The 25,326-nt window shown below is 71.4% G+C and carries 20 protein-coding genes; 10 read left to right on the plus strand and 10 right to left on the minus strand.

The genetic code is table 11. From position 1 onward, the window contains the following. The 3 genes from hisB to hisD are packed head-to-tail and all read right to left on the minus strand — an operon-like array spanning position 1 to position 3,031. Positions 1 to 594 (minus strand): imidazoleglycerol-phosphate dehydratase HisB, encoded by a 594-nt coding sequence (gene hisB, locus ACOBQB_RS19350; RefSeq protein ID WP_127911671.1) that lies wholly within the window; start codon positions 592 to 594, stop codon positions 1 to 3. Further along, positions 591 to 1,712, minus strand: a complete 1,122-nt coding sequence (locus ACOBQB_RS19355; protein ID WP_423593331.1) for a histidinol-phosphate transaminase — start codon at positions 1,710 to 1,712, stop codon at positions 591 to 593. Before ACOBQB_RS19355 ends, hisB begins: the two co-directional genes overlap by 4 nt. After that, positions 1,709 to 3,031 (minus strand): histidinol dehydrogenase, encoded by a 1,323-nt coding sequence (hisD, locus tag ACOBQB_RS19360; RefSeq protein ID WP_423593333.1) that lies wholly within the window; start codon positions 3,029 to 3,031, stop codon positions 1,709 to 1,711. Before hisD ends, ACOBQB_RS19355 begins: the two co-directional genes overlap by 4 nt. 222 nt (positions 3,032 to 3,253) lie before the next feature. Here hisD and ACOBQB_RS19365 point away from each other — a divergent pair, with 222 nt between their 5' ends. The 4 genes from ACOBQB_RS19365 (at position 3,254) to ybaK (ending at position 8,039) form a co-directional block, all read left to right on the plus strand. Next, positions 3,254 to 4,768 (plus strand): oxidoreductase, encoded by a 1,515-nt coding sequence (locus ACOBQB_RS19365; RefSeq protein ID WP_423598586.1) that lies wholly within the window; start codon positions 3,254 to 3,256, stop codon positions 4,766 to 4,768. Between the two features lie 997 nt (positions 4,769 to 5,765). Beyond that, positions 5,766 to 6,737, plus strand: a complete 972-nt coding sequence (locus tag ACOBQB_RS19370) for a hypothetical protein (RefSeq protein ID WP_423598588.1) — start codon at positions 5,766 to 5,768, stop codon at positions 6,735 to 6,737. Positions 6,738 to 6,739: 2 nt separating this feature from the next. Then, a complete protein-coding gene (locus ACOBQB_RS19375) occupies positions 6,740 to 7,486 on the plus strand; it encodes an LON peptidase substrate-binding domain-containing protein (RefSeq protein WP_423593335.1) in 747 nt (248 codons plus the stop codon). 49 nt (positions 7,487 to 7,535) lie between these two features. Further along, entirely contained in the window at positions 7,536 to 8,039 is a 504-nt protein-coding gene (gene ybaK / locus ACOBQB_RS19380) for a Cys-tRNA(Pro) deacylase (protein ID WP_423593336.1), read from the plus strand. A gap of 150 nt (positions 8,040 to 8,189) precedes the next feature. Here the strand turns inward: ybaK and ACOBQB_RS19385 are convergent, their stop codons facing one another. The 4 genes from ACOBQB_RS19385 to ACOBQB_RS19400 form a co-directional block, all read right to left on the minus strand. Next, positions 8,190 to 8,861: a DUF2567 domain-containing protein gene (locus ACOBQB_RS19385; RefSeq protein WP_423593338.1), complete on the minus strand. Its 672-nt coding sequence runs from the start codon at positions 8,859 to 8,861 to the stop codon at positions 8,190 to 8,192. An 87-nt stretch (positions 8,862 to 8,948) separates the two neighbouring features. Beyond that, positions 8,949 to 9,773 carry an ABC transporter permease gene (locus tag ACOBQB_RS19390; RefSeq protein WP_423593340.1) on the minus strand — a complete coding sequence of 275 codons (825 nt, stop codon included), beginning with the start codon at positions 9,771 to 9,773 and terminating at the stop codon, positions 8,949 to 8,951. Between the two features lie 55 nt (positions 9,774 to 9,828). After that, a complete protein-coding gene (locus ACOBQB_RS19395) occupies positions 9,829 to 10,809 on the minus strand; it encodes an ABC transporter ATP-binding protein (RefSeq protein ID WP_423598590.1) in 981 nt (326 codons plus the stop codon). Between the two features lie 117 nt (positions 10,810 to 10,926). Continuing rightward, entirely contained in the window at positions 10,927 to 12,177 is a 1,251-nt protein-coding gene (locus tag ACOBQB_RS19400) for an NYN domain-containing protein (protein ID WP_423593342.1), read from the minus strand. Between the two features lie 337 nt (positions 12,178 to 12,514). Between ACOBQB_RS19400 and ACOBQB_RS19405 the strand changes: the two genes are divergently transcribed. Continuing rightward, on the plus strand, positions 12,515 to 12,694 hold the full coding sequence (locus tag ACOBQB_RS19405; RefSeq protein ID WP_423593344.1) for a hypothetical protein: 180 nt from the start codon (positions 12,515 to 12,517) through the stop codon (positions 12,692 to 12,694). A 90-nt stretch (positions 12,695 to 12,784) separates the two neighbouring features. Here ACOBQB_RS19405 and dnaE read toward each other — a convergent pair whose 3' ends face one another. Continuing rightward, positions 12,785 to 16,327, minus strand: coding sequence for a DNA polymerase III subunit alpha (gene dnaE, locus ACOBQB_RS19410; protein ID WP_423593346.1), 3,543 nt, complete (start codon positions 16,325 to 16,327; stop codon positions 12,785 to 12,787). Between the two features lie 214 nt (positions 16,328 to 16,541). Here dnaE and ACOBQB_RS19415 point away from each other — a divergent pair, with 214 nt between their 5' ends. From ACOBQB_RS19415 to ACOBQB_RS19430, 4 genes are all read left to right on the plus strand, one after another. After that, complete coding sequence (locus ACOBQB_RS19415) at positions 16,542 to 17,870, plus strand: DUF2252 domain-containing protein (RefSeq protein ID WP_423593347.1); 1,329 nt, start codon at positions 16,542 to 16,544, stop codon at positions 17,868 to 17,870. Between the two features lie 79 nt (positions 17,871 to 17,949). Further along, positions 17,950 to 18,636, plus strand: a complete 687-nt coding sequence (locus ACOBQB_RS19420) for a hypothetical protein (RefSeq protein ID WP_391942084.1) — start codon at positions 17,950 to 17,952, stop codon at positions 18,634 to 18,636. Positions 18,637 to 18,680: 44 nt separating this feature from the next. Beyond that, entirely contained in the window at positions 18,681 to 19,490 is an 810-nt protein-coding gene (locus ACOBQB_RS19425; protein WP_423593349.1) for a DsbA family protein, read from the plus strand. 128 nt (positions 19,491 to 19,618) lie between these two features. Then, positions 19,619 to 21,283, plus strand: a complete 1,665-nt coding sequence (locus ACOBQB_RS19430) for an alkaline phosphatase D family protein (protein WP_423593351.1) — start codon at positions 19,619 to 19,621, stop codon at positions 21,281 to 21,283. A 25-nt stretch (positions 21,284 to 21,308) separates the two neighbouring features. On the opposite strand, the gene ACOBQB_RS19435 is transcribed toward ACOBQB_RS19430, so the two are convergent. After that, on the minus strand, positions 21,309 to 21,878 hold the full coding sequence (locus ACOBQB_RS19435; protein ID WP_423593353.1) for a dienelactone hydrolase family protein: 570 nt from the start codon (positions 21,876 to 21,878) through the stop codon (positions 21,309 to 21,311). Between the two features lie 103 nt (positions 21,879 to 21,981). Between ACOBQB_RS19435 and ACOBQB_RS19440 the strand changes: the two genes are divergently transcribed. Further along, the gene (locus ACOBQB_RS19440) at positions 21,982 to 23,073 is read left to right on the plus strand and encodes a mechanosensitive ion channel family protein (protein ID WP_423593355.1); all 1,092 of its coding nucleotides are present in this window, start codon (positions 21,982 to 21,984) and stop codon (positions 23,071 to 23,073) included. A 21-nt stretch (positions 23,074 to 23,094) separates the two neighbouring features. On the opposite strand, the gene ACOBQB_RS19445 is transcribed toward ACOBQB_RS19440, so the two are convergent. Next, positions 23,095 to 24,681, minus strand: coding sequence for a Na+/H+ antiporter (locus tag ACOBQB_RS19445; protein ID WP_423598592.1), 1,587 nt, complete (start codon positions 24,679 to 24,681; stop codon positions 23,095 to 23,097). Positions 24,682 to 25,326 lie beyond the last annotated feature (645 nt).

The raw sequence follows: 25,326 nt of genomic DNA on the forward strand, positions 1-25,326 counted from the left end.
TTAGAGCGCGCCCTTCGTGGAGGGAAGGATGCCGGCCGCGCGCGGGTCGCGCTCGGACGCGTACCGCAGGGCGCGGGCGAGCGCCTTGAACTGGCACTCCACGATGTGGTGGGCGTTGCGCCCGTACGGCACGTGGACGTGCAGGGCGATCTGCGCCTGCGCGACGAAGGACTCCAGGATGTGCCGGGTCATCGTCGTGTCGTACTCGCCGATCATCGGCGCCATCTTCTCGGGCTCGGTGTGCACGAGGTACGGGCGCCCGGAGAGGTCGACCGTCACCTGGGCCAGCGACTCGTCGAGCGGGACCGTGCAGTTGCCGAAGCGGTAGATGCCCACCTTGTCGCCGAGGGCCTGCTTGAAGGCGGCGCCGAGCGCGAGCGCGGTGTCCTCGATGGTGTGGTGGGAGTCGATGTGCAGGTCGCCCTCGGTCTTGACCGTGAGGTCGAACAGGCCGTGGCGGCCGAGCTGGTCGAGCATGTGGTCGTAGAAGCCGACCCCGGTCGACACGTCGACCTTGCCGGTGCCGTCGAGATCGATCTCGACGACGACCGACGTCTCCTTGGTGGTCCGCTCGACCCGTCCTACGCGGTTCATGCGTCCTGCTCCTTCTTGAGTTCGCGTACCGCATCGAGGAACGCGTCGTTTTCGTCGGGGGCTCCCGCGGTGACCCGCAGCCATCCCGGTACGCCGTTGTCCCGGACCAGGACGCCCCGGTCGAGGATCTTCTGCCACACCTCGTGGGCGCCCCCCTCGCCGTCGAATCGCCCGAACTGGACGAAGTTCGCGTCGGAGTCCGTCACCTCGTACCCCATCGCGCGCAGCTCGGTGACGAGGCGGTCGCGCTCGGCCTTGAGCTGGTCCACGTACTTCAGGAGCGTGTCCGTGTGCTCCAGGGCGGCGAGCGCGGTGGCCTGCGTGACGGCCGACAGGTGGTACGGCAGGCGCACCAGCTGCACGGCGTCGACGACCGCCGGGTGGGCGGCGAGGTAGCCGAGGCGCAGTCCGGCGGCGCCGAAGGCCTTCGACATGGTCCGCGAGATGACGAGGTGCGGGCGCCCCTCGATCAGCGGGAGCAGCGAGTCGCCGTGGCTGAACTCGACGTACGCCTCGTCGACCACCACCATGGACGGCTTCGCGGCCTGCGCCGCTTCGTACAGCGCGAGGACCGTCTCGGCGGGGACGGCGTTGCCCGTGGGGTTGTTGGGGGTGGTGATGAAGACGACGTCCGGCTGGCTCTCGGCGATGGCCTTGGCCGCCGCCTCGACGTCGACTGTGAAGTCGTCGTGGCGCGGCCCGGAGATCCAGGCCGTGCCGGTACCGCGCGCGATCAGGCCGTGCATCGAGTACGAGGGCTCGAAGCCGATGGCCGTCCTGCCGGGGCCGCCGAAGGTCTGCAGGAGCTGCTGGATGACCTCGTTGGAGCCGTTCGCCGCCCAGACGTTGGCGAGCGTGACCTCATGTCCGCCGGTGCGGGTGAGGTAGCGCGCCAGCTCGGTGCGCAGCTCGACCGCGTCCCGGTCGGGGTAGCGGTTGAGGTCGCGGGCGGCCTCGCGGACCCGCTCGGCGATGCGCTCGACGAGCGGCTCGGGGAGCGGGTAGGGGTTCTCGTTGGTGTTCAGGCGGACGGGTACGTCGAGCTGGGGCGCGCCGTAGGGGGACTTGCCGCGCAGCTCGTCGCGGATCGGGAGGTCGTCGATGCGTACGTCGCTCACTGGCCCGGCACCTTCCATCCGAACCTCGCCTTGATCGCGGCGCCGTGAGCCGGCAGGTCCTCCGCCTCGGCGAGCGTCACCACGTGGTGCGCGACGTCCGCGAGGGCCTCGCGGGTGTAGTCCACGATGTGGATGCCGCGCAGGAACGACTGGACGGACAGGCCAGAGGAGTGGCAGGCGCAGCCGCCGGTCGGCAGGACGTGGTTGGAGCCGGCGCAGTAGTCGCCGAGGGAGACGGGCGCCCAGGGGCCGACGAAGATCGCGCCGGCGTTCTTGACGCGTTCCGCCACGGAAGGGGCGTCGGCGGTCTGGATCTCCAGGTGCTCGGCGCCGTACGCGTCGACGACCCGCAGGCCCTCCTCCAGGCCGTCGACCAGGACGATCGCGGACTGGCGGCCCTTCAGCGCCGGGACGATGCGGTCCTCGACGTGCTTGGTCGCGGCGACCTGCGGCTGAAGCTCCTTCGCGACCGCGTCGGCGAGTGCCTCGGAGTCGGTGACGAGCACGGCTGCCGCGAGCGGGTCGTGCTCGGCCTGGCTGATCAGGTCGGACGCGACGTGCGCCGGGTCGGCGGTGTCGTCGGCGAGGACGGCGATCTCGGTCGGGCCCGCCTCGGTGTCGATGCCGATCCGGCCGGTGAAGTAGCGCTTGGCGGCGGCGACCCAGATGTTGCCGGGGCCCGTCACCATGTTGGCCGGGGCGCAGGTCTCGGTGCCGTACGCGAACATCGCGACGGCCTGGGCGCCGCCGACCGCGTACACCTCGTCGATGCCGAGGAGCGCGCAGGCGGCGAGGATCGTCGGGTGCGGGAGGCCACCGAAGTCGGCCTGGGGCGGGGACGCGAGCGCCATCGACTCGACGCCCGCCTCCTGCGCCGGAACGGCGTTCATGATCACGGAGGAGGGGTAGACGGACCGGCCACCGGGGGCGTAGAGCCCGACGCGCTCGACCGGGACCCACTTCTCGGTGACCTTGCCGCCGGGGACGACCTGCACGGTGTGCGGGGCGCGGCGCTGGGCGGAGTGGACGAGGCGGGCACGGCGGATCGACTCCTCCAGGGCCTGGCGCACGACGGGATCGAGACCGGCCAGGGCCTCCTTGAGGGCGGTGGCGGGCACACGGACCTGGTCGAGCCGTACTCCGTCGAATTTCTCCGCGTACTCGATCAGCGCCGCGTCGCCACGATGATGCACGTCCTCGCAGATGGGCCGCACCTTCTCCAGGGCGGCCGCGACGTCGAAGTCGGCACGGGGCAGCAGGGCGCGCAGGGCGGGGCCCTCGGGGAGGGCGTCGCCGCGCAGATCGATTCGAGAGATCACATGGCCAATTCTCTCAGACCTTCTTTCGGCCTCGGTCGCCCGTATCACTGACTGATATGGATCTCGCGGGACCTCCTTCACCACACGCGTTCAGCCGGTCACACAGCGGGCATGAAACGGGTGTACGACGCACCGGTGCGTGCGGAGGGAGGTGGCAGGGCAGTGGTCGACGACGAGGGCACCGCGGAGCCGCCGGACGGGCTGACCGCCGCGGAGATCGGCATGTGGCAGGCGTTCCGCAACGGCAGCGTCTACGACCTCAGGTCGGGCGACGCCGCGGTGGACGATCCGCACGGCGGCTTCCCCTGGGGCCCCGAGCGCAGCGTCCGCGCGCGCATCGTGTGCTGGCTCCTGCTCGACGGGCCGCCCGCGCTGGCGGGCCGGGTCTCCTCGCTCAAGCTGGCGGGCGTGCAGATCACCGACGTGCTCGATCTCGCGGGCGGGACCATCGCCCCGTACACCGAGATGAAGCACTGCCGCTTCGAGAAGGAGATCCTCCTCCCCGAGTCCCGCTTCGCCACGCTGCGCCTCGTCGACTGCTCGATCCCGCGCATCGAGGCGGCGCGGCTGCACACCGAGGGCGACCTGCACCTGCCGCGCTGCCGGGTGCACAACGGCATCCGTCTCACCGACGCCCAGATCGGCACCGATCTGCTCCTGAACCAGGCGGTGGTCTACCGCGACCGGCGCAGCCGCTCGATCACCGGTGACGGCCTCACCGTCGGGCAGGACCTCCAGGCGGAGATGATGGAGTCGCACGGCGAGCTGAGCCTGCGCGGCGCGAAGGTCGGCGTGTCGCTGAGCCTGCGCGGCAGCAGGCTCATCAACCAGTACGGGCGGTACGCGCTCAACGCCCCGCAGCTGACCGTCGAGCGCACGCTGTACCTGACGCCGGCCGCCGTCGGCAATCCGCTGCAGACCAGCGGCATGACGCCGGCGCGCGGCACCCGCGTGCAGCGCTTCGAGTGCGAGGGCGGCATCCGGCTCGACGACGGCCGCTTCGGTGACGCCATCGACTTCGCGGCGGCCCGCTTCACGCTCCAGAACGACCAGGAGATCTCGCTGCGCCGCGTCCAGACGCCCGAGCTGCGCTTCCTCGGCGAGGCTCCGCGGCGCGGCAAGGTCGTGCTGTCCGGCGCCAAGGTCGTCAACCTCATCGACCGGGCGACGAGCTGGCCCGGGCCGGGCGGCCTCCAGATGGGCGGCTTCACCTACGAGAACCTCGTCCCGCTGGGCAGTTTCCCGCTCGCCGAGCGGCTGAGCTGGGTGGCGGCCGCGACCGCCGAGTACAACCCCGAGCCGTACGAGAAGCTGGCCGCCGTCCTGCGCAACGGAGGGGAGGACGCCGACGCCCGCGAGGTCCTCCTCGCCAAGCAGCGCAGACGCCGCGAGACGCTGCCGCTGGCGGCGAAGCTGTGGGGCTTCGCCCAGGACTGGACGGTCGCGTACGGTTACCGGCCCGGCCGGGCGGCGGTCTGGATGGCCGTGCTGTGGGCGGTCAGCGCCGTGGCGTTCTCCCACGCCGACCACCCGGCGATCAAACCGGGCGAACACCCGAACTGGAACCCGGCGCTCTTCGCCCTCGACCTCCTGCTGCCCGTGATCAACCTCGGCCAGGACAGCTACTGGCAACTGCGCGGCGGCTGGCAGTGGTTCTCGACGGCGCTGATCCTGCTCGGCTGGGTCCTGGCGACAACGGTGGCAGCGGGCGCGACCCGCCTGCTGCGTCGCAACTGAGGCGCGGCGCGCGGGGCGACGCGCGGGGCGGCACGCGGCGCGCGGGGCGACTGAGGGGCGGCGCGCAGGCGACTGCGGGGTGGCGCGCGGGGCGGCGCGCAGGGCGGCACGCGGGGCGACTGAGGGGTGGCGCACAGGGCGACTGAGGGGTGGCGCGCGGGGCGACTGAGGGGCGGCACGCGGCGCGGCACGCAGGGCGGCACGCAGGGCGGCGCGCAGGGCGACTGAGGGGCGGCACGCGGCGCGGCACGCAGGGCGGCGCGCAGGGCGACTGAGGGGCGGCACGCGGCGCGGCACGCAGGGCGGCGCGCAGGGCGACTGAGGGGTGGCGCGCGACGCGGCACGCAGGGCGGCACGCAGGGCGACTGAGGGGCGGCACGCGGCGCGGCACGCAGGGCGGCGCGCAGGGCGACTGAGGGGTGGCGCGCGACGCGGCTGAGGCGCGCGGCTTGCGGCGACGCGACCCGGCTGAGACACGTCTCCGGCAGCGCAACCCGGCTACCTCAGCACAGCTGAGGCACGTCTGCGGCAGCGCGACCCCGCTACCGCAGCACAGCTGAGGCGCCTCTGCGGCGACGCCACCCGGCTACAGCGACACCGCTGAGGCCGTCTGCGGTGACGCAACCCGGCTGCCGTGGCACAGCTGAGGCCGTCTGCGGTGACGCAACCCGGCTGCCGTGGCACAGCTGAGGCCGTCTGCGGTGACGCAACCCGGCTGCCGTGGCACAGCTGAGGCGCGTCCGCGGCAGCGGAATCCGGCCGCCGCGGCGCGGTCGCCGGGCCTCTCACGTCGCGCCGCCGGGCGGACCCGGGCAGGTCCGCCCCGCCGCCGAACCGTTATCCGGCCGCGGGCAACCTTCCCCGTCCATTGACCGTCATCCCAGCGCGACGAACAATTCAGCAACCACGACGGTGACCGGCCACCCCCCGCGCGAGCGGCGCCGGTTGAGGCGTAAAGGAGGGCACGGTGCTGCGTGCCTTCGTCCGTACCGCCCGCATGGTCCGGCACACCCCGCGGCTCGCCGCCGGGCTGCCGCCGGACGCGGACGTACTCCTCGACGTGCCCGACGAGCGGCTCGCCCCCGCGCTGGTCGCCGCCGGGCGCGGGGACCACGGCCCGGCCGCCAAGCTCCTCGCCACCACCCGCGAGGCCGCCGAGTGGGAGAACCGCGACCGCTACACCACGCGGCTCGCCGCCTTCGCCCGCTCCCGCCCCGAGTGGTTCGACGCGTGGCTGGACGCGTCCCCGCACGACCCGGACGCCCTGCTCGTCAAGGCCGAGCTGGCGGTCGTCCGCGGCTGGGAGTCACCGGCCCGCGCCGAACTGCTGCGCGAGGTGAGCCCGCTGCTGACCGCCGCCGCCGAGGCCGACCCCCGCGACCCGGTGCCCTGGCGGATAGCCCTCGACCACGCCCGCGGCACCCACGCCACGCACACCGTCTTCGAACAGCTGTGGGAGGAGGCGGTGCGCCGCTCCTCGTACCACTACGGCTGCCATGCCTCCGCCCTCCAGTACCTGTCGGCGGCCTGGTACGGCTCGCATCGCGAGTGCTTCGACTTCGCCGAGCGCGCCGCGTCGGACGCGCTGCCCGGCTCGCTGATCCAGGTCCTCCCCGCGCGGGCCGCCTTCGCCTACCTCACCAGCCCCACGGGCAGCGTGCCGCGCGAGCGCCTGGACGCGGCGGCCGACCTCGCCATCGGTCTGTCCCGGGAGTACGCGGCCGGCGACTCGTGGCCCGCCGAGGTCCGCAACCTCCTCACGTACGTCCTGGTCCGCCTGGAGCGCTGGCAGGACGCCCTGGAGCAACTGCGCCTGATCGGCCCGTACGCGACGTCCTTCCCCTGGGACCGGATGGCGGACGATCCGCTGGGCCAGTTCCTGGAGCTGCGCGACGGCGTACGCATCGAAGTGGCGTCGATGACCCCGCTGCGGCCGCCGCGCGGACGCGAGCGCTCCGGCGAGCATTAGGCTTGCCGGTCGTGACCATCCGGCTTCCGCTCTTCCCGCTCAACTCGGTGCTGTTCCCCGGCCTCGTCCTGCCGCTGAACGTCTTCGAGGAGCGATATCGCGCCATGATGCGCGACCTGCTCAAGTCCCCCGAGGAGGAACAGCGCCAGTTCGCCGTCGTCGCCATCCGCGACGGCCTGGAGGTGGCGCCGAGCGCGCCCGGCCTCCCCGACCAGACGACGCTGCCCGAGCACGGCCCCGCCGCGGGCTTCGGCGACGACCCGCTCAAGGCCTTCCACTCCGTGGGCTGCGTGGCGGACGCGGCGACGATCAGGGAGCGCGCCGACGGCGGCTTCGAGGTGCTCGCCACCGGCACCACGCGGGTACGGATCCTGTCGGTCGACGCCTCGGGGGCCTTCCTCACCGCCGAGGTGGAGGAGGTGCCGGAGAAGCCGGGCGAGGGCGCGGGAACGCTCGCGGAGGGTGTCCTGCGCGCCTTCCGCGCCTACCAGAAGCGCCTGGCGGGGGCGCGGGAACGCTCGCTGGCGACGGGAGCGGAGCTGCCGGACGAGCCGTCCGTGGTGTCGTACCTGGTCGCCGCGGCGGCCGTCCTGGACACCCCGACCAAGCAGCGGCTCCTGGAGGCGCCGGACACCGCCTCGCGGCTGCAGGACGAGCTGAAATTGCTGCGCGCCGAGACCGCGATCATCCGTAATCTGCCCTCGCTGCCCGCGACGGAGCTGACGCGCGGGACGACCAGCCTCAACTGACGACCAGCCTCAACTGACGTGGGGCCGAGCGACGTAAGGCGCGAACACCTTGGCGAAGAAGCAGAAGAAGCAGGCGGGCGGGGCCGGGACCCCGGCGACGGTGGCGCTCACCACGGCGGGCACCGCCTTCACGGTCCACGCCTACGAGCACGACCCCGCCCATCCCTCGTACGGCGAGGAGGCCGCCGAGGCGATGGGCGTCTCCCCCGACCGGGTCTTCAAGACGCTGGTCGCGGAGGTCGACGGCGAGCTGACGGTCGCCGTCGTGCCGGTCGCGGGTTCCCTGGACCTGAAGGCGCTGGCCGCCGCCGTGTCCGGCAAGCGGGCGGTGATGGCCGACCCGGCGGCCGCCGAGCGCACCACGGGCTATGTGCGGGGCGGCATCTCCCCGCTCGGCCAGCGCAAGAAGCTGCGTACGGTCCTGGACGACTCGGCGTCGGCGCACGCCACGATCTGCGTCTCGGCGGGCCGCCGGGGCCTGGAGGTGGAGCTGGCGCCGGGCGACCTGGCGAAGCTCACGGGAGCGGTGCTGGCACCCATCGGACGTGCCTGACGCGCCGTGAGGCCTCACGTACGACGTGAAAACGCCCTCGACAGGCACGCGGAGCGGGACTAGTAACCCAAGGCATGTCGAAGAAGACGCGCAAGCGGAAGTGGCGAGTGAAGAAGCGCAAGGCCAACCACGGCAGGCGCCCCGCCTAGCTCAGGGCCCCGTGCCCTCGGGGTGCGCCTCGCCGCGGGGCTCGCCATAGGGCATGGGGTACGGCTCCGGGTCCCGGGGGCCGAACAGCGCGGTGAGGCCGAGGTGCACGGCCAGCGCGGCCACCGGCCAGGCGAGAAGGACGCCCTTGGCCTTCAGGTCGAGGGGCGCGTCGAAGACGACCCCCTTGCCGACCGCCTTGGCGTGCGCGGCCACATCCGTCTCCGGGCCGAGCCAGATCCCGGCCCGCCAGGCCAGCAGGGCGCCCAGCAGGCTGCCGAGCGCGAGTCCCGCGACGAGCGGGACGCCGCCGCTCTTGCGCAGCAGGAAGGCGATGACGCCACAGACGAGACCGAAGCCGAGTGCGAGCAGAGTGAACGTTCCGTCGACAGCGATCGCCTGCTCGCCCTCGGTGTCCTTGAGGTACACCGTCCGGCCGTCCGAGATGAGCGGCACGCGCGGGGAGAGCCACAGCCACAGCAGTCCGAGCAGTACGCCGCTGACGGCTACCGCGACCGTGACCGCCACGGCCTGGAGCACTTCCTTCTTCATGCCGGGCCCGTCCTCCTCGTATCCGTACGGAGACGTCGCTCCCGCCGGGCGCGGGGCCGCCTGCCAGGGGTCGTTCGAGGGCTGGTCGTGCGGCGGTTGGGAGGGTGTCAGCGGTGCGGTCACCCACACATCGTGCCAGGCCCACCCGTCTCCCGGCCGCCGCCCCTCAACGAAGCGCTGCGCGCTCCCCCTTTTTGCCGGTGCGGCGCGTCACCGGACGGCCGCCCGGCGGTACGCCCAGGTGGCGACGGCCAGCGAGGCCACGCCGACGCCGGCACAGACCGCGAGGTCCAGGGCGACGACCGCCCAGTCCGGGTCCGGGTCGAACGTCCGGGCGAAGGCCTCCACTCCGTACGTGGAAGGCAGCAGGTCACGCGCGTACTGAAGCACCGTCGGCATCCGCTCGGCCGGGAGCACGCCGAGCAGCAGCGCCGCCGACATGCCCATCTGACCGAGCAGCGTGGCCAGTTCGGGCCGTGGCGCGAGCAGCCCGAGCGCGGCGCCCAGCCCCGCGAGGGCGGCTCCGGCGAGCGGGATCACCGCGGCGAGCACCCACAGGTGGGTGAGCGGAAGCCCGAAGAGCCCGCACCCGACGATCGCCGTGACGACGGTGCCGGGCACCGTGAACGAGGCGTACGCGGCCGCGGCGCCCAGCACCACGGCGGCGGGCGGCACGGGCAGCGTGGCGTAGTGGTCGAGCCCGCCGTCGGCGCGGAGCTGCCCGAAGTACTGCGCGAGGAGGTTCAGGGCGACGAACGCGACGACGAGCACGGACGACCCCGCGACGACAGCACGCGCCTCGCCGCCGCCGTCGACGACGCCCCGCATGAGGATCATGATGCCGACGGACTGGAAGGTCGCCACGAAGAGCAGCGGTATCCGTGCGACCCGCGCGCGCGACAGCTGGGCGCGGTAGACGGCGGAGAGCGCCGGGAAGAGCTGGGCGCGGGGCCCGAGAGACGCCGGGCCGCCCGCTTCCTGCTCCGCGCGCAGGCTGTCGGCCCGCACGGCGGCTTCCAAAGGAACCGCGCTCACCGCACGTCCTTCCTTCTGAGGTACCTGTTTGTTCGCTCACCGCTCGCACTGGCCGTCACGCCTTCACCAGCCCCCGCCCGCTCCCGCCCAGCGCGAGATAGACGTCCTCCAGGCTGGGCGTGGCCAGCGTGAAGTCGTCCAGCGCGGCGAAGGCGGCCCCGCCGGTGACCGCCGCCACGGCCGCGCGCGCCTCGTCCGGAGCGAGCCGCAGGGACCAGCGCCGCCCCGACTCGACGGCCGAGGAGCGCAACGCGGCCACCTCGGGCACGTCCAGGGGCGCCCGCTCCCGCCACACCAGTTCCACGCGCACCTCGTCGGCGACCTTCTCCTTGAGTCCGGCCGGGCTGTCACAGGCGATGACCTTGCCCTGGTCGAGCACGGCGACCCGGTCGAGGACGGTCTCCGCCTCGATGACGTTGTGCGTGACGAGCAGCACGGTCGTGCCGCGCTCGGCCCGGCGCCAGTCGATCGCCGCCCACACGGCGCGGCGTGCGACGGGGTCCATGCCGGTGGTCGGTTCGTCGAGGACCAGCAGCGGCCGCTCCCCCACCAGCGCGGTGGCGAAGCAGGCGAGCCGTCGCTGCCCGCCCGAGAGCTTCTTCAGCGGGCGCGAGGCCAGCGCGGTGAGCCCGAGCTCCTCCAGGACCGCGTCCCGCTCGGCCCGCGCCCGGCGCACGTCGAGGCCGCGCAGCCGCGCGGTCGTCTCGACGGCGAGCGAGACGGTCAGCTCGTCGAGCGCGGTGGACTCCTGTCCGAGGTAGGCGAGGATCCGCGCGGCCCGCTCGGGGTGGCGCACGATGTCGTGCCCGAGGATGTCGACGCTGCCGCTGTCGGGCCGCATGAGCCCGGTCAGCTGGCGTACGAGGGTGGACTTGCCGGCGCCGTTGGGGCCGAGCAGCCCGAAGATCTCGCCGCGCCGCACCGTCAGGCAGATTCCGTCGGTGGCGCGGATCTCGGGCGTCGCGGGCCTGCCGCGCCTGCCGCGGGCGGCGGGGTAGGTCTTGACCAGGTCGCGCACCGCGCAGACGGCCTCGATGCCGTGTTCCTGACGGAGTCCCTGTCGGACTGCCGGTGCCGGGCGCGTACTCACGAAGGACGAGACTACGGGGTCCGCGGGTGCGGATGACGCCCGGGGCGCCCCGTACGCCCCGTATCAGTCACCTGCCCGGTCCCCCGCGGACGCGTGTTCGGCGGCCGTCCGCACGTCGATCTCCCGCCAGAAACCGGCCCGGATCGCGTACCGGTCGTGCTCGTCGATCTGGTCGTCCTTGTGGGCGAGCAGGCCGAACCGCGCGGCGTAGCGCAGCAGCTCGCCGTCGATGCGGTGCGGGATGCGGGGGTACATGGTCGACAGCTTCTGGAGGTTGTGCTGCTCGGGGAGGCGCGCCATCCAGCGCCGCGCGAACACCTGCCCGACTTCGTACGGGTCGCCGCCGACCGTGGTGATGTCCTCCTCGCGGTCGGCCCAGCGCTGCTCGGCCGTCGTCAGCTGGGCGAGGGTGGGCAGCGCGGCGACCTCGGGGCCCTCGGGTGCGCCACCGGGCCGCTCGACCCACCCCTTGTCGGAGGACCAGCGCAGTGTGGCGTTGGTGGGGTGGTGCGGGGCGGCCTGGGTGCCGGGGCCGCGCAGGGCGGCCAGGTCCTTGGGGGTGGGCACGGTCTTGCCTGCGGGGGCGCGGTGCTCGCCGGGCTCGCGGCCGTTGGCCGTGGCGGTGTCGGCGTGCCGGGCGGGCGCGGCGGCCTCTTCCTCGGCGCGCTGCGCGGCGGCGGCGAGCGCGGACTCCGGGAGCGGCGCGGAGAGGATCGCGGCGATCTCGGGGCGCGGGGCGGGCGGCGGGGCGCAGACGCCGGTGAGTTCCTTGGGGCGTACGGCCTTGGTGATCCAGGCGCGGTCGAGCACGCGCCGCTCGTCGGCCTCGGCGACCAGGTCCTCGGACTGGTTGTAGTCGCCGTCGGCGGCCTGCACGGCCCACAGGTGGACGGCGACGCCGTGCTCCTTGGCGGCCATCATGCCGGGCAGCAGGTCCCCGTCGCCGGTGACGAGCACGATGTCGGAACAGGCGCGGTTGCGGGCCAGCTCGGTCAGCTCGGCGTGCATTGCGGCGTCCACGCCCTTCTGCGCCCAGCGCCCGTCGCTGCGGGTCAGGGCGCCGAGCCGGACCGTCACGCGGGGCATGACGCGCAGCCGCCGGTGCTCGGGCTGCGGTACGCGGTCGGGGGCGCCGTCGAACCAGTAGATGCGCAGCAGCCTGCGCTCGGTGTCGGATTCCGCGCGCTCGCGCAGGCCCTGGATCAGGGCGGTGTGATCGACGGTGATCCGGGACCTGGAGGGTTCGCCCGCGAGGAGACTCGCGGCGGCACCCAGCAGATACCCGGCGTCCACCAGGACGATGCAGCGGTCCACGCGATCCACCCTCTTTCCCTGGAGGTTCTCCCGGCCTTCGGCGGCAGTTCCTGAAAGTGCCCGGAGGTTCCTGGACGTTCCCTCGAAGGCCCGCGGACACACCCTGTGACGGGAACGAATCAGGGGTGCGCGTGCGGGGCCGCGTCGGGTTTGCTTCGAGTCTGCCCGACCGGGCGGAGGTTAACGGGCGGAACTCGATCTTCGGCGTGGCGTAGCGCCGCTTCCGTCGCGGATGCCCCCTATCACGCACGGTAATTCTCCGAAATGCGCGGCTTGTCGGCATATGTGAGTCTGGTCGCGTCATGGCCCCCGGATTCCCCTCAGGAGGAAGATCACCATGGCCAAGAACAAGAATCGCAAGCAGGGCGGCCAGCAGAACCGTGCCTCGTCGGCCGAGCAGGCTTCGGAGCGGGCCAAGTCGGCCGCCGCCGAGGCCCAGTCGCCCATGGAGTCGCACGCACAGGGCAGCCCCGCTGATGTTGCCCGTAAGCAGCAGCGCCGCTTCGGCCACAACTGACGCACCTTGAATTGAGGCAGGGCACGAGGGGCGCACCCGATGCGGGTGCGCCCCTCGTGCCCTGCCTCCGCCCTGTGTCCGAACCGCGGCTCAGCCTGCCAGGCAGGACGGGCCGAGCAGCACCTTGAGGTCGCCGAAGAGCGCCGGGTCCGGCTTCACGCGGTGCCGGTCGAGCCGCAGCACCGTGGTCTTCTGCGCCCCCTGGAGCTTGATCCGCACCTCGCTGTTGCCGCGGTGGTGGCTGAGGACCTCACCGAGCCGGTGGACCATCGGGGGGCTCACCTTGACGGTCGGGATGGTGATGATCACGGGCGCGTTGGTGCCCGCGTTCGACAGGTCGGGGACCTGGAGCTCCATCGCGACGAGCCGCGGCACGTCCTCGCGCTTGTCGAGGCGCCCCTTGACGAAGACCACGGCGTCCTCGACGAGCTGCGTCGACACCAGCTGGTAGGTCGCGGGGAAGAACATGCACTCGATGGAACCGGCGAGGTCTTCGACAGTGGCGATGGCCCAGGCGTTTCCCTGCTTGGTCATCTTGCGCTGGAGGCCCGAGATGATGCCGCCGATGGTGACGACCGAGCCGTCGGAGAAGTCACCGCCGGTGAGCTGTCCGATGCCCGCGTCGGCCTTGTCGGAGAGCACGTGTTCCAGGCCGAAGAGCGGGTGGTCGGAGACGTACAGGCCGAGCATCTCGCGCTCCTGGGCGAGCAGGTAGGTCTTCTCCCACTCGTCCTCGGAGAACTCCACGTCCAGACCGAAGCCCGGCTCGTCACCGCCGGTCTCGTCGCCCATGCCCCCGAAGAGGTCGAACTGACCCTCGGCCTCCTTGCGCTTCACCGCGACCACGTTGTCGATCATCGGTTCGTACTGCGCGGTCAGGCCCTTGCGGGTGTGGCCCATGGTGTCGAACGCGCCCGCCTTGATGAGCGATTCCGTGGTGCGCTTGTTGCAGGCGGTCGCCTCGACCTTGTCGAGGTAGTCGGGGAACGAGGTGAACTTCCCCTTGGCCTTGCGCGAACGGATGATCGACTCCACCACGTTCGTACCGACGTTGCGGACGGCCTCCAGGCCGAAGAGGATCACGTCGTCGCCCTGGGCGGCGAAGTTGTGCACGGACTCGTTCACGTTCGGCGGGAGGACCTTGATGCCCATGCGGCGGCACTCGTTCAGATAGACGGCCGACTTGTCCTTGTCGTCCTTCACCGAGGTGAGCAGCGCGGCCATGTACTCGGCCGGGTAGTTCGCCTTCAGGTAGGCGGTCCAGTAGGTGACCAGGCCGTACGCGGAGGAGTGCGCCTTGTTGAAGGCGTAGCCGGCGAAGGGGACCAGGACGTCCCACAGGGCCTGGATGGCCTCGTCGGAGTAGCCGTTCTTCCGGGCGCCCGCCTGGAAGAGGACGAAGTTCTTCTCCAGCTCCTCGGGCTTCTTCTTGCCCATCACGCGGCGCAGGATGTCGGCTTCACCGAGGCTGTAGCCCGCGACGATCTGCGCGGCCTTCTGCACCTGCTCCTGGTACACGATGAGGCCGTAGGTGAGGCCCAGCGTCTCCTTCAGGGGCTCTTCGAGCTCCGGGTGGATCGGCGTGATCTCCTGGCGGCCGTTCTTGCGCTCGGCGTAGTTCGTGTGCGAGTTCATGCCCATCGGGCCCGGCCGGTACAGGGCCGAGACGGCGGAAATGTCCTCGAAGTTGTCGGGCTGCATCTGGCGCAGCAGCGAACGCATAGGGCCGCCGTCGAACTGGAAGACGCCGAGCGTGTCACCGCGGCAGAGCAGTTCGAAGGTCTTCGGATCGTCGAGCGGGAGGGAGAGCATCTCCAGGTCGACGCCCTTGTTCGCCTTCACCATCTTGACGGCGTCGTCCATGATGGTGAGGTTGCGCAGGCCCAGGAAGTCCATCTTGAGCAGGCCGAGCGACTCGCACTGGGGGTAGTCCCACTGCGTGATGGTCACGCCGTCGGTGTGGCGCACCCAGATCGGGGCGTGGTCGACGATCGGCTCGCTGGACATGATCACGCCGGCCGCGTGCACACCCATCTGCCGGACCAGGCCCTCCACACCCTTGGCGGTGTCGATGACCTTCTTCACGTCCGGCTCGTTCTCGTACATCCCCCGGATCTCGCCCGCCTCGCTGTAGCGCGGGTGCGTGGGGTTGGTGATGCCGTCGAGGTCGATGCCCTTGCCGAGGACGTCGGCGGGCATGGCCTTGGTGAGGCGGTCGCCCATCGCGTACGGATATCCGAGCACGCGCGCGGAGTCCTTGATGGCGTTCTTCGCCTTGATCTTTCCGTACGTGCCGATCATGGCGACCTTGTCGGCGCCGTATTTCTCCGTCACGTACCTGATCACCTCGACGCGCCTGCGCTCGTCGAAGTCGATGTCGACGTCGGGCATGGAGACGCGCTCGGGGTTGAGGAACCGCTCGAAGATCAGGCCGTGCGTGATCGGGTCGAGGTCGGTGATGCCCATGGCGTACGCGACGATCGAGCCGGCCGCGGAGCCTCGCCCTGGGCCCACCGCGATGCCGTTGTTCTTGGCCCACATGATGAAGTCGGCGACCACCAGGAAGTACCCCGGGAACCCCATCTGGATGATGATGTCCATCTCGTACTCGGCCTGCTTCTGGCGGTCCTCGGGGACGCCGCCCGGGTAGCGGCGCGCCATGCCGCGGCGGACCTCCTCCTGGAACCAGGTGACCTCGGTGAAGCCCTCCGGGATGTCGAACTTCGGCATCAGGTCGCGCTTCTCGAACATCCCCGTGGTGTCGATCTGCTCCGCCACCAGGAGCGTGTTGCGGCAGCCCTCCTGCCACGCGTCCGAGGAGTCGATCGCGTACATCTCGTCGGTCGACTTCAGGTAGTAACCGGTGCCGTCGAAGCGGAAGCGGTCCGGGTCCGAGAGGTTCTTGCCGGTCTGGATGCAGAGCAGGGCGTCGTGGGCGGTCGACTCGTGCGCGTACGTGTAGTGCGAGTCGTTCGTCACCAGGGGCGGGATGCCGAGCTTCTTGCCGATCTCCAGCAGGCCGTCACGGACCCGGCGCTCGATCTCGATGCCGTGGTCCATCAGCTCCAGGAAGTACCGGTCCTTGCCGAAGATCTCCTGGTACTCCGCGGCCGACTTCAGCGCCTCGTCGAACTGGCCCAGACGCAGCCGGGTCTGGAGCTCGCCCGAGGGGCAGCCGGTGGAGGCGATGAGCCCCTCCGACCACTGGGAGATCGTCTCCTTGTCCATACGCGGCCACTTCTGGAGCCAGCCTTCCGCGTACGCGTCCGAGGAGAGGCGGAAGAGGTTGTGCAGGCCCGTCTTGTTCGCCGCCCAGATCGTCTTGTGGGTGTAACCACCGGAACCCGACACGTCGTCGCGCTTCTGGTGCGGCTGGCCCCACTGGATCTTCCGCTTGTTGCGCCGCGACTCCGGGGCCACATACGCCTCGATGCCGATGATCGGCGTCACGCCCGCCTTCTGCGCCGAGTGGAAGAAGTCGTACGCGCCGTGGAGGTTGCCGTGATCGGACATCGCGATGTGCGTCATGCCCATCTCATTGCACGCCTTGAACATGTCCTTGAGCCGCGCGGCACCGTCAAGCAGCGAGTACTGGGTGTGCACGTGCAGGTGCGTGAAGGGCGGCTTGGTCACGGTGGGAGGCCTCCGGAGAACGGTTGGTCACAGGCTGCGGGCAGTCTGGCGGGACAGCGACGAAGTCTAATCCGGGGCACTGACAGCGGGTGGGCACTCGGGAGTACGGTCGTGCGTTGGAAGAGGCGGAGCGCCCGCCCGGTACGGGCGGAATCTCCGCCCCCACCCGTCCACCCCTGTCCCGCACGACCCTGTAACCAGGAGGCACCCAGCGATGTCCGTCCCGCAGCCCACGGCCGATCAGCGCGGCGAGCAGATCCTCGCCGTCTTCGGCACCGCGTTCGGCGAGCTGCTTGCCGCGGACCCCGCCGCGTTCCGGGTGAAGTTCCGCAAGATGGCCTCCTCCGCCTTCGCCTTCTACCGCGGCACGGCCTGCCTGTTCTACGCCGACCTGGAGCGCGAGCAGCACGGCGGGCCGTACCTGGACGACCGCACGGGCCGGGTGTGGATCCACGGCGACCTCCACGCCGAGAACTTCGGCACGTACATGGACGCCCAGGGCCGCCTGATCTTCAACGTGAACGACTTCGACGAGGCGTACGTAGGCCCCTTCACCTGGGACCTGAAGCGCTTCGCCGCCTCCGTGGCCCTGATCGGCTACTCGAAGGCGCTCAGCGACGAGCAGATCTCCGACCTGGTGCGGATCTACGCCGCGGCGTACCGCGAGCGCGTCCACGACCTCGCGACCGGCGCCAAGAGCGACGAGGTGCCGCCCTTCACGCTGGACACCGCCGAGGGCCCCCTCCTGGACGCGCTGCGCGACGCGCGCGCCCTGACCCGCTTCGGGCTGCTCGACTCGATGACCGAGATCCGCGACTTCGAGCGCCGCTTCGCGCCGGGCGGCGGCTCCATCGAGCTCGACGCCGCCACGCGCTACAAGGTCCTCGCGGCCTTCGACGGATATCTGGAGACGCTGCCGGAGTCCTCGCTCACCCGCCCCGACTCCTACCGCGTGAAGGACGTGGTGGGCCGGCGCGGCATCGGCATCGGCTCGGCGGGCCTGCCGTCGTACAACATCCTCCTGGAGGGCAACAGCGACGCCCTGGAGAACGACGTCGTGATCTACCTCAAGCAGGCGCAGACCCCGGCGGTCTCGCGGCACATCACCGACCCGGCGGTGCGCGGCTACTTCCAGCACGAGGGCCACCGCACGGTCATCTCACAGCGCGCCCTCCAGGCGCACGCCGACCCGTGGCTGGGCTGGACCGAGCTGGACGGCGCGGGCCAGCTGGTCGCCGAGGTCTCGCCGTACGCGGTGGACCTGGACTGGTCGGACATCGACGACCTGGAGGAGATCTCGGCGGTCGTCGCGGACCTCGGCCGGGCCACCGCGACGATGCACGCCGCGGCGGACGACGAGAGCGGCCACTCGGACCTGGTGCCGTTCTCCACGGAGCGCGCCATCGACGCCGCGATCGCGGGCGACGAGGTTGGCTTCGGGGAGCTGCTCGTGGACTTCGCGCACACCTACGGCGCACGCGCGCGTGCCGACCACCAGATCTTCGTCGACCTGTTCCGCAACGGCCGCATCCCGGGCCTGTAGGCGCCCTGGAGGGCCGAAGGGGAACTCTTGGGCACCCTTTAGGGGTCTCCTACAGGAACCCATGGCACACTCCTCCGCGATGGACATATCCGGGACCCAGCTCAGAGCCGTGCGCGCGGCGTTGTTCACGGCACTCGTCGTGACGCTCTCCGCCGCGTCGCACGTGCTGCTGTCCCGGGTCCCCCTGCCGCTGACCACCGTCGCGGCGATCGCCACCGCCGTCTTCGTCCTCGCGTACGCGCTGGCGGGCCGCGAGCGCGGTTACGGACGGATCGCCGCCCTGCTGATCCCGCTGGAGCTGGCGGCCGACACGGTGTTCACCGCCGGTCAGCACGTCTGTTACGGCGAGGCGGGGGGCCCGGTCGCGGGACCGCTGCGCTCCGTCGGCTTCGACATGCTGTGCGGCGGTACGCCGGTCGGCACTCCGCTGGCCCGCATGACCGCCGATGGCCACGGCGGCGCCGCGGCACTGCTCGCCGACGCCGATCCGGGCGCCGCCTGGCTGCTGCTCGGGGCGCACGTGGGCGTCGGGCTCCTGGCGGCGGCCTGGCTGCGGCGCGGGGAACGGGCCCTGGCCCAGCTGTTGCGCGCGGTCGCCGCGGCGACGTTCCGTCCGCTGCTCATCGCGGTCGCCTCGGTGACCGCCACGCACACACCCGTACGCCGCCTGCCGCGCCCCGAGCGCCGGGCGCGCGTCACGCGCACGCGCCTGCTGGTGCACTTCGTGGGGCGGCGTGGACCACCGCGCTCGGCTGCCTTCGCCTGAGCACGACACCCCCACGCAGTCACCCACACGGAGAAGAAGAGACCATGAGTAAGCGCAACAGCCAGGCCGCCAAGTCCGCCGCCCGCGAGCGGATTCGCCTCCAGCAGGAGGCCGAGCGCAAGCGCGAGAAGCGCAGGCGCGCGGCGATCGTCGGCGTCTTGATCGTCGGCGTCATCGCGATCGCCGGCGGCGTCGGCTACGCCGTCATGCAGGCCAACAAGCCGAGCGACCCCACGAAGTGGGAGAAGGCCGCCGACGCGAAGGTGGTCGCCCCGGCCAACACCTCGGGCAAGAACGGCACCACGGTCACCCTCGGCAAGTCCTCCACCAAGAACACCGTGCACCTCTACGAGGACCCGCGCTGCCCCGGCTGCGCGGTCATGGAGCAGTCCATCGGCGAGACGGTCAACAAGGGCATGAAGGACGGCGACTACAAGCTGTCCTTCACCATCGGCACGTTCATCGACAACAACTTCGGCGGCGAGGGGTCGAAGAACGCGCTGAGCGCGCTCGGCGCCGCCCTGAACGTCAGCCCGGACGCCTTCCTGGAGTACAAGACCGCCCTGTACTCCTCGAAGTTCCACCCGGCGGAGTCCACCGACACGTTCGCGAAGGACGACGAACTGCTCAAGGTGGCCGACACGGTCGACGCGCTCAAGGACAACAAGAAGTTCGAGAGTGCCGTCAAGAAGGGCACCTACGACGCCTGGGCCGTGAAGATGAGCGACTCCTTCCAGGACGCCGAGGGCGTGCAGTCCACCCCGACGATCAAGATCAACGGCAAGGTGGTCGAGACGCCGAAGACCCCGGAGGCCTGGAAGGCGGCGCTGAAGACGGCGGGCGTCACCAAGTGACGGCACGCGTCATGAAGTAACGCACCAGCTGTTTCTCAGCCGCACACCAGCTGTTTCTCACCGAAGAGCGGGCCGACTTTCCCGGTTGGCCCGCTCTTCGTGCGTACTGATCATTAATGTGATCACTCGTGACCAGTCGCCTCTCTTCCGCACCCATAGGTGCCTCAACTCCCAGCCGCCGCACGGTCGTCAAGGCCGCTGCCGCCACTGCCGCGCTCGCGGCCCCGCTCGCCGCCGCGCCCCTCGCCCACGCCGCCGAGGGCCCCGTCTTCCTGCACGGTGTCGCGTCCGGTGACCCGCTCCCCGACGGCGTCCTGCTGTGGACCCGCGTGACCCCGACGCCCGACGCCGTGCCCGGTTCGGGCAAGGGGCCCGACGTGACGGTGCGTTGGGAGGTGGCCGAGGACAAGAGGTTCTCCCGGACCGTCAGCAGCGGGAGCACCACCGCGCGAGCGGCCTCCGACCACACCGTCAAGGCCGACGTAAGGGGCTTGCGCCAGGCGACCACCTATTACTTCCGCTTCTCCGTGGGCGGCGCCTCCCCGGTGCACTCCCCCGTGGGCCGCACCCGCACCACCCCCGAGCACGACGCCACCGCGCACGGCGTGCGGTTCGGCGTGGTGTCCTGCGCCAACTGGGAGGCCGGGTACTTCTCGGCGTACCGCCATCTCGCGGACCGCACCGAGCTCGACGCGGTCCTGCACCTCGGGGACTACATCTACGAGTACCGGAGCGGCGAATACCCGAGTGCCGCGAACGTCGTACGTCAGCACGAGCCCCGGCACGAGATCGTCACGCTCGCCGACTACCGCGTGCGGCACGGCGCTCACAAGACCGACCCCGACGCGCAGGCGATGCACGCCGCGCACCCAGTCATCGCGATCTGGGACGACCACGAGTTCGCGGACAACACCTGGTCGGGCGGGGCCGGCAACCACAGTGAGGCCGAGGGGCCTTGGGCGGGGCGCATGGCGGCGGCCAAGCAGGCGTACTTCGAGTGGATGCCCGTGCGTCCGTCGACGGAGGGCACGGTCTACCGCCGTATCCGGTTCGGCAGGCTGGCCGATCTGCACCTGCTCGACCTGCGGTCGTTCCGCTCCCAGCAGGCGGGCACCGGCAGCGGCGCGGTGGACGACCCGGACCGTACGCTGACGGGCCGCGCGCAGCTCGACTGGCTGAAGTCGGGTCTCGCGTCCTCGGGCGCCGCCTGGAAGCTGGTCGGCACCTCGGTGATGATCTCGCCGGTCGCCTTCGGTTCCCTCCCCGCCCATCTCCTCGCGCCGCTCGCGGAGTTGGTCGGCCTGCCCAAGGAGGGCCTGGCCATCAACACCGACCAGTGGGACGGCTACACCGACGACCGCAAGGAACTCCTCTCCCACCTGCGGGAGAACAAGATCCAGGACACCGTCTTCCTGACCGGTGACATCCACATGGCGTGGGCGAACAACGTGCCGGCCAAGGCGGCGACGTATCCCCTCTCCCCCTCGGTCGCCACGGAGTTCGTGGTCACCTCGGTGAGTTCGGACAACGTCGACGACATGCTCGGCGTCGCCCCGCACACCGTCTCGCTCGCGGCCGTGGCGGCCATCAAGACGGCCAACCGCCATGTGAAGTGGCTGGACATGGACTCGCACGGCTACGGCGTCCTCGACGTCACCGCCGAGCGCGCGCAGATGGACTACTACACCCTGTCCGACCGGACCGACCCCGAGGCGACCTCGTCCTGGGTCCGTTCCTACCGCACGCTCAGCGGCACGCAGAAGGTGGAGCGGGTGCACGAACCGGTGCGCTGAGCGCTCGGGGGTGCGCCGGAGGCCGTCAGAGTGTCTCCAGGAATCCGATCGCCGTGCGCCACGCCGACTCCGCGGCCTCGGCGTCGAAGTCGTCGAGCTCGGGGTCGGTGAACAGGTGCCCGGCGCCCGCGTAGCGGTAGACCTCGACGTCGGCCCCGGCGCGCCCCATCTGTAGGTACCAGGCGTTCAACCAGTCGTCGGACTCGAACGGGTCGGGCTCCGCCACGTGCAGCTGCACCGGCAGGTCGTCCACGGAGGCGCTCTCCGCGATGTCGGAGGTGCCGTGCAGGAGCAGCAGGCCGCGTGCCTTCTCGTCGCCGAGCGCGAGGGTCTGCGCGGTCGCGGCGCCGAGCGAGAACCCGGCGTAGACGAGACCTCGCTCGGAGTAGGGGGCGGCGGCCAGGACCGCCCTCTTCAGGAGCTCGTCCTTGCCGAGCTCGTCCTGGAAGGCCATGCCTTCCTCGACGGTGTCGAAGGCGCGCCCCTCGAAGAGGTCGGGGGTCCACACCTTGTGTCCCGCGGCGCGCAGCCGGCCGGCGGCCTCGTGCACCGCGGGCCGCAGCCCGTACGTCGAGTGGAAAAGCATGATGTTCATGGGGTCATCGTGCCATCCGAGCCGGGTACCCCGATTTCTCTGTCATGAACCTGGCACCCCCTGCCTGCGGAGGTACGGAGGCAGTACCCCTACCCTCGGAGCCATGGAGAACGTACTGCGTCCGTTGATCGTGATCGGCGGCTCGGTCGTGCTCACGGTGGTGATCGGCTGGCTGGTCGACTTCGCCATGCGCCGGGCCGACGAACAGCATCACGAGACCCCGCTGTGGGGTCTGCTGCGCCGCTGCCGCGTGCCCTTCCACGTCGTGCTGTGTGCCGCCCTGCTGAGAGGCTCCTACGGAGAGGCGGAGCTGGCCAAGGACAACTCACAGGCCATCGGGCGCATCCTGTCCCTGGTGCTCATAGGGTCCACGGCCTGGCTGGTGGTGCGGATCGCCGCGGCGATAGTGGAGTCCTCGTACGCCCGCTACGCCGCGGTCCACCGCGATCCGGCCCGGGTGCGCAGGGTCCGTACGCAGGTGACGCTCATCCAGCGGGTGGTCAGCGCGATCGTGGGTGTCGTGGCGGTCGCGGCGATGCTGCTGACCTTCCCCGCCATGCAGGCCGCCGGGACCTCGCTGCTGGCCTCGGCCGGCATCCTCGGCATCGTCGCCGGTGTCGCGGCCCAGTCCACCCTCGGCAACCTCTTCGCGGGGCTGCAGATCGCCTTCGGCGACATGGTGCGGATAGGGGACACCGTCGTCGTGGACGGCGAGTGGGGCACCGTGGAGGAGATCACCCTCACGTTCCTGGCCGTCCGCACCTGGGACGAGCGCCGGATCACGATGCCCGTGTCGTATTTCACGTCCCGGCCCTTCGAGAACTGGTCCCGTGGCGGCGCGCAGATGACCGGCACCGTCTTCTTCCACCTTGACCACTCCGCGCCGGTCCACCAGATGCGCGACAAGCTCCGGGACATCCTGCGCGACTGCGCGGCGTGGGACGGCAGGGACTGGGGCCTCGCCGTCACGGACACGACACCGAGCACGATGCAGGTCCGCGCCCTGGTCACCGCCAAGGACGCGGACGACATCTGGACGGTCAGGGTGACGGTGCGCGAACAGATGGTCCAGTGGCTGACGGAACACCATCCGTACGCGCTGCCGCGGATCACCACGGCCTGGGCGGAGCCGTCACCGAACGGCCACGGCCCGCGCTCCCTGGTGCAGGAGATGCCGCGCACAGGACGCGGCTGAGCCCTCGGGCCGCCCGCCCTCTCAGCGCAGACTGCGTACGTCGAGGTGGTGCAGCACCCGGTCGACGATCTCCGGATCGGCGCCGGGCTCGCTGCGCGCCGCGAGGACCTCGTGGCGGGCGGCCGACATCATCTCCCGCTGGATGCGCTGGACGGCCTTCAGGCGGTCCACGCGCCTGGCGTACCGCTCGCGCCGCTCCGCGTCGACGATGTCGGGGCTGATCCTGGCCCCGATGTCGAAGGCGCCACGCTGCAGCCGCTCGGAGACCTCCTCCGGCAGCTCCTCGACCTCCTCGATCTCCTTGAGGCGGCGCTTGGCGGCCTTGGCGGCGCGCAGCGCCAGAGCGCGCTCCAGCTCCCGCTCCGCGCCGGCGTCGGCCTGCACCCGGAGCTTGCGCACCAGCCAGGGCAGCGTGAGCCCCTGGACGACGAGGGTCGCCATGATGACGCAGAACGCGATGAAGATGATCTCGTCGCGGGCCGGGAACGGAGACCCGTCGTCCGTCTTGAGCGGGATGGCGAGGGCGAGCGCCACGGACGCCACGCCGCGCATACCGGCCCACCACATGACGACGGTCTCGCGCCAGCTCGTCGGGATGTCCTCGTCGTAGTCCCGGCGCTTGTGCAGCCGCTTGGCCAGCCACGTCGCGGGGAGCAGCCACAGCAGCCGTACGCCGACGACAACCCCGACGACCGCCGCGCCCCAGCCGAACATCTCCCACTCGCGGCCGCTCGCGATGCCGAAGACGTTGTGCAGTTCGAGCCCGATGAGCCCGAACGCGGCGCCGGTCACCAGAGTGTCGACGATCTGCCAGAACGTCTGCCCGGTAATGCGGCCGAGCACGTCGTCGGCGTCGACGGCCTTCTCCGCGAGGTAGAGCGCGGTGGTGAGGACGGCGAGCACGCCGGAGCCGAGCATCTCCTCGGCCAGCACGTAGCTGACGAAGGGCACGAGCAGCGTCAGGCCGGTCTGGAGCGTGGCGTCGCCGAGCAGCACCATGAGCTTGTTCGTGAGCCAGCCGAGCACGAGCCCGACGAGCACGGCCACCACGGCGGACAGCACCAGCCGGCCCGCGGCGGACGGCCAGGAGAAGGTGCCGCTCACCGCCGCCGCGATCGCCACGTGGTAGAGCACGATCGCGGTGACGTCGTTGAAGAGCCCCTCCCCCTCCAGGATCGACACGAGCCTGCGGGGCAGCCCGAGCGAGCCCGCGACGGCGGTGGCGGCGACGGGGTCGGGCGGCGCGACGAGCGCTCCGAGCGCGACGGCCGCGGCGATCGGCAGCCCGGGGACCAGGGCGTTGGCCATGGCGGCGACCGCTGCCGTGGTGACGAACACCAGGGCGACGGCGAGCAGGAAGATGGGGCGCCGGTTGGCCGCGAACTGCCGCCAGGACGTGCGCTGCACGGACGCGTAGAGCAGGGGCGGCAGAACCAGCGGGAGGATGTAGTCCGGCGGGATCTCGACATTGGGCACGAACGGCAGGAGGGCCATGCCGATGCCCGCCAGCGTCATCAGCACCGGCGCGGGCAGCCCGAGCCGGTCCCCCAGCGGCACCGTGACGACGGCTCCCAGCAACAAGACGAGCAGCAGCGCCAGCTGATCCACGGTGCGCCCTCCGGTGGTCGAGACATCAACGATCAAGACCTCAACCCTGCCACGCGTCCGTGACGAACCGGACGACCGCACCTCGTTTCCGCACTCGCGGCGAGCGGGGTGGGCGGCGCCAGCGGGGAGCGTGGGGGTACGCGGGCACTGCCCGCGTCGGGGAGCGCGAGGGCAGGCGGGTACGTCCGCGGCGGGGAGCACGAGAGCACGCGGGGCACGTCCCGCGGCGAGAAGCACGAGAGCACGCGGGGCACGTCCCGCGGCGAGAAGCACGAGAGCACCCGGGGCACGCCCCGCGGCGAGAAGCACGAGAGCACGCGAGGCACGCCCCGCGGCGAAGAGCACGAGAGCACCCGGGGCACATGGGCGTCGGTGAGCACGAGAGCACGAGAGGCACGTCCCCCGGCGAAGAGCACGAGAGCACCCGGGGCACATGGGCGTCGGTGAGCACGAGAGCACGCGAGGCACGTCCCCCGGCGAAGAGCACGAGGGTACTCGGGCACGTCCGCGTCGGTGAGCCCGAGACCACCCGGGCATGGCCCGCGTGCGGGGGGGGGGGGGGGGGACGAAAGCACGCGGGGCGCCTCCCACGACGGGGCGCACGAGGGCCCCCCGGGCACGCCCCCGGCGGGCCGCGAGCGGCTC

This window comes from Streptomyces sp. G5(2025) (assembly GCF_049542075.1).
In the GTDB taxonomy this organism is placed as follows: domain Bacteria; phylum Actinomycetota; class Actinomycetes; order Streptomycetales; family Streptomycetaceae; genus Streptomyces.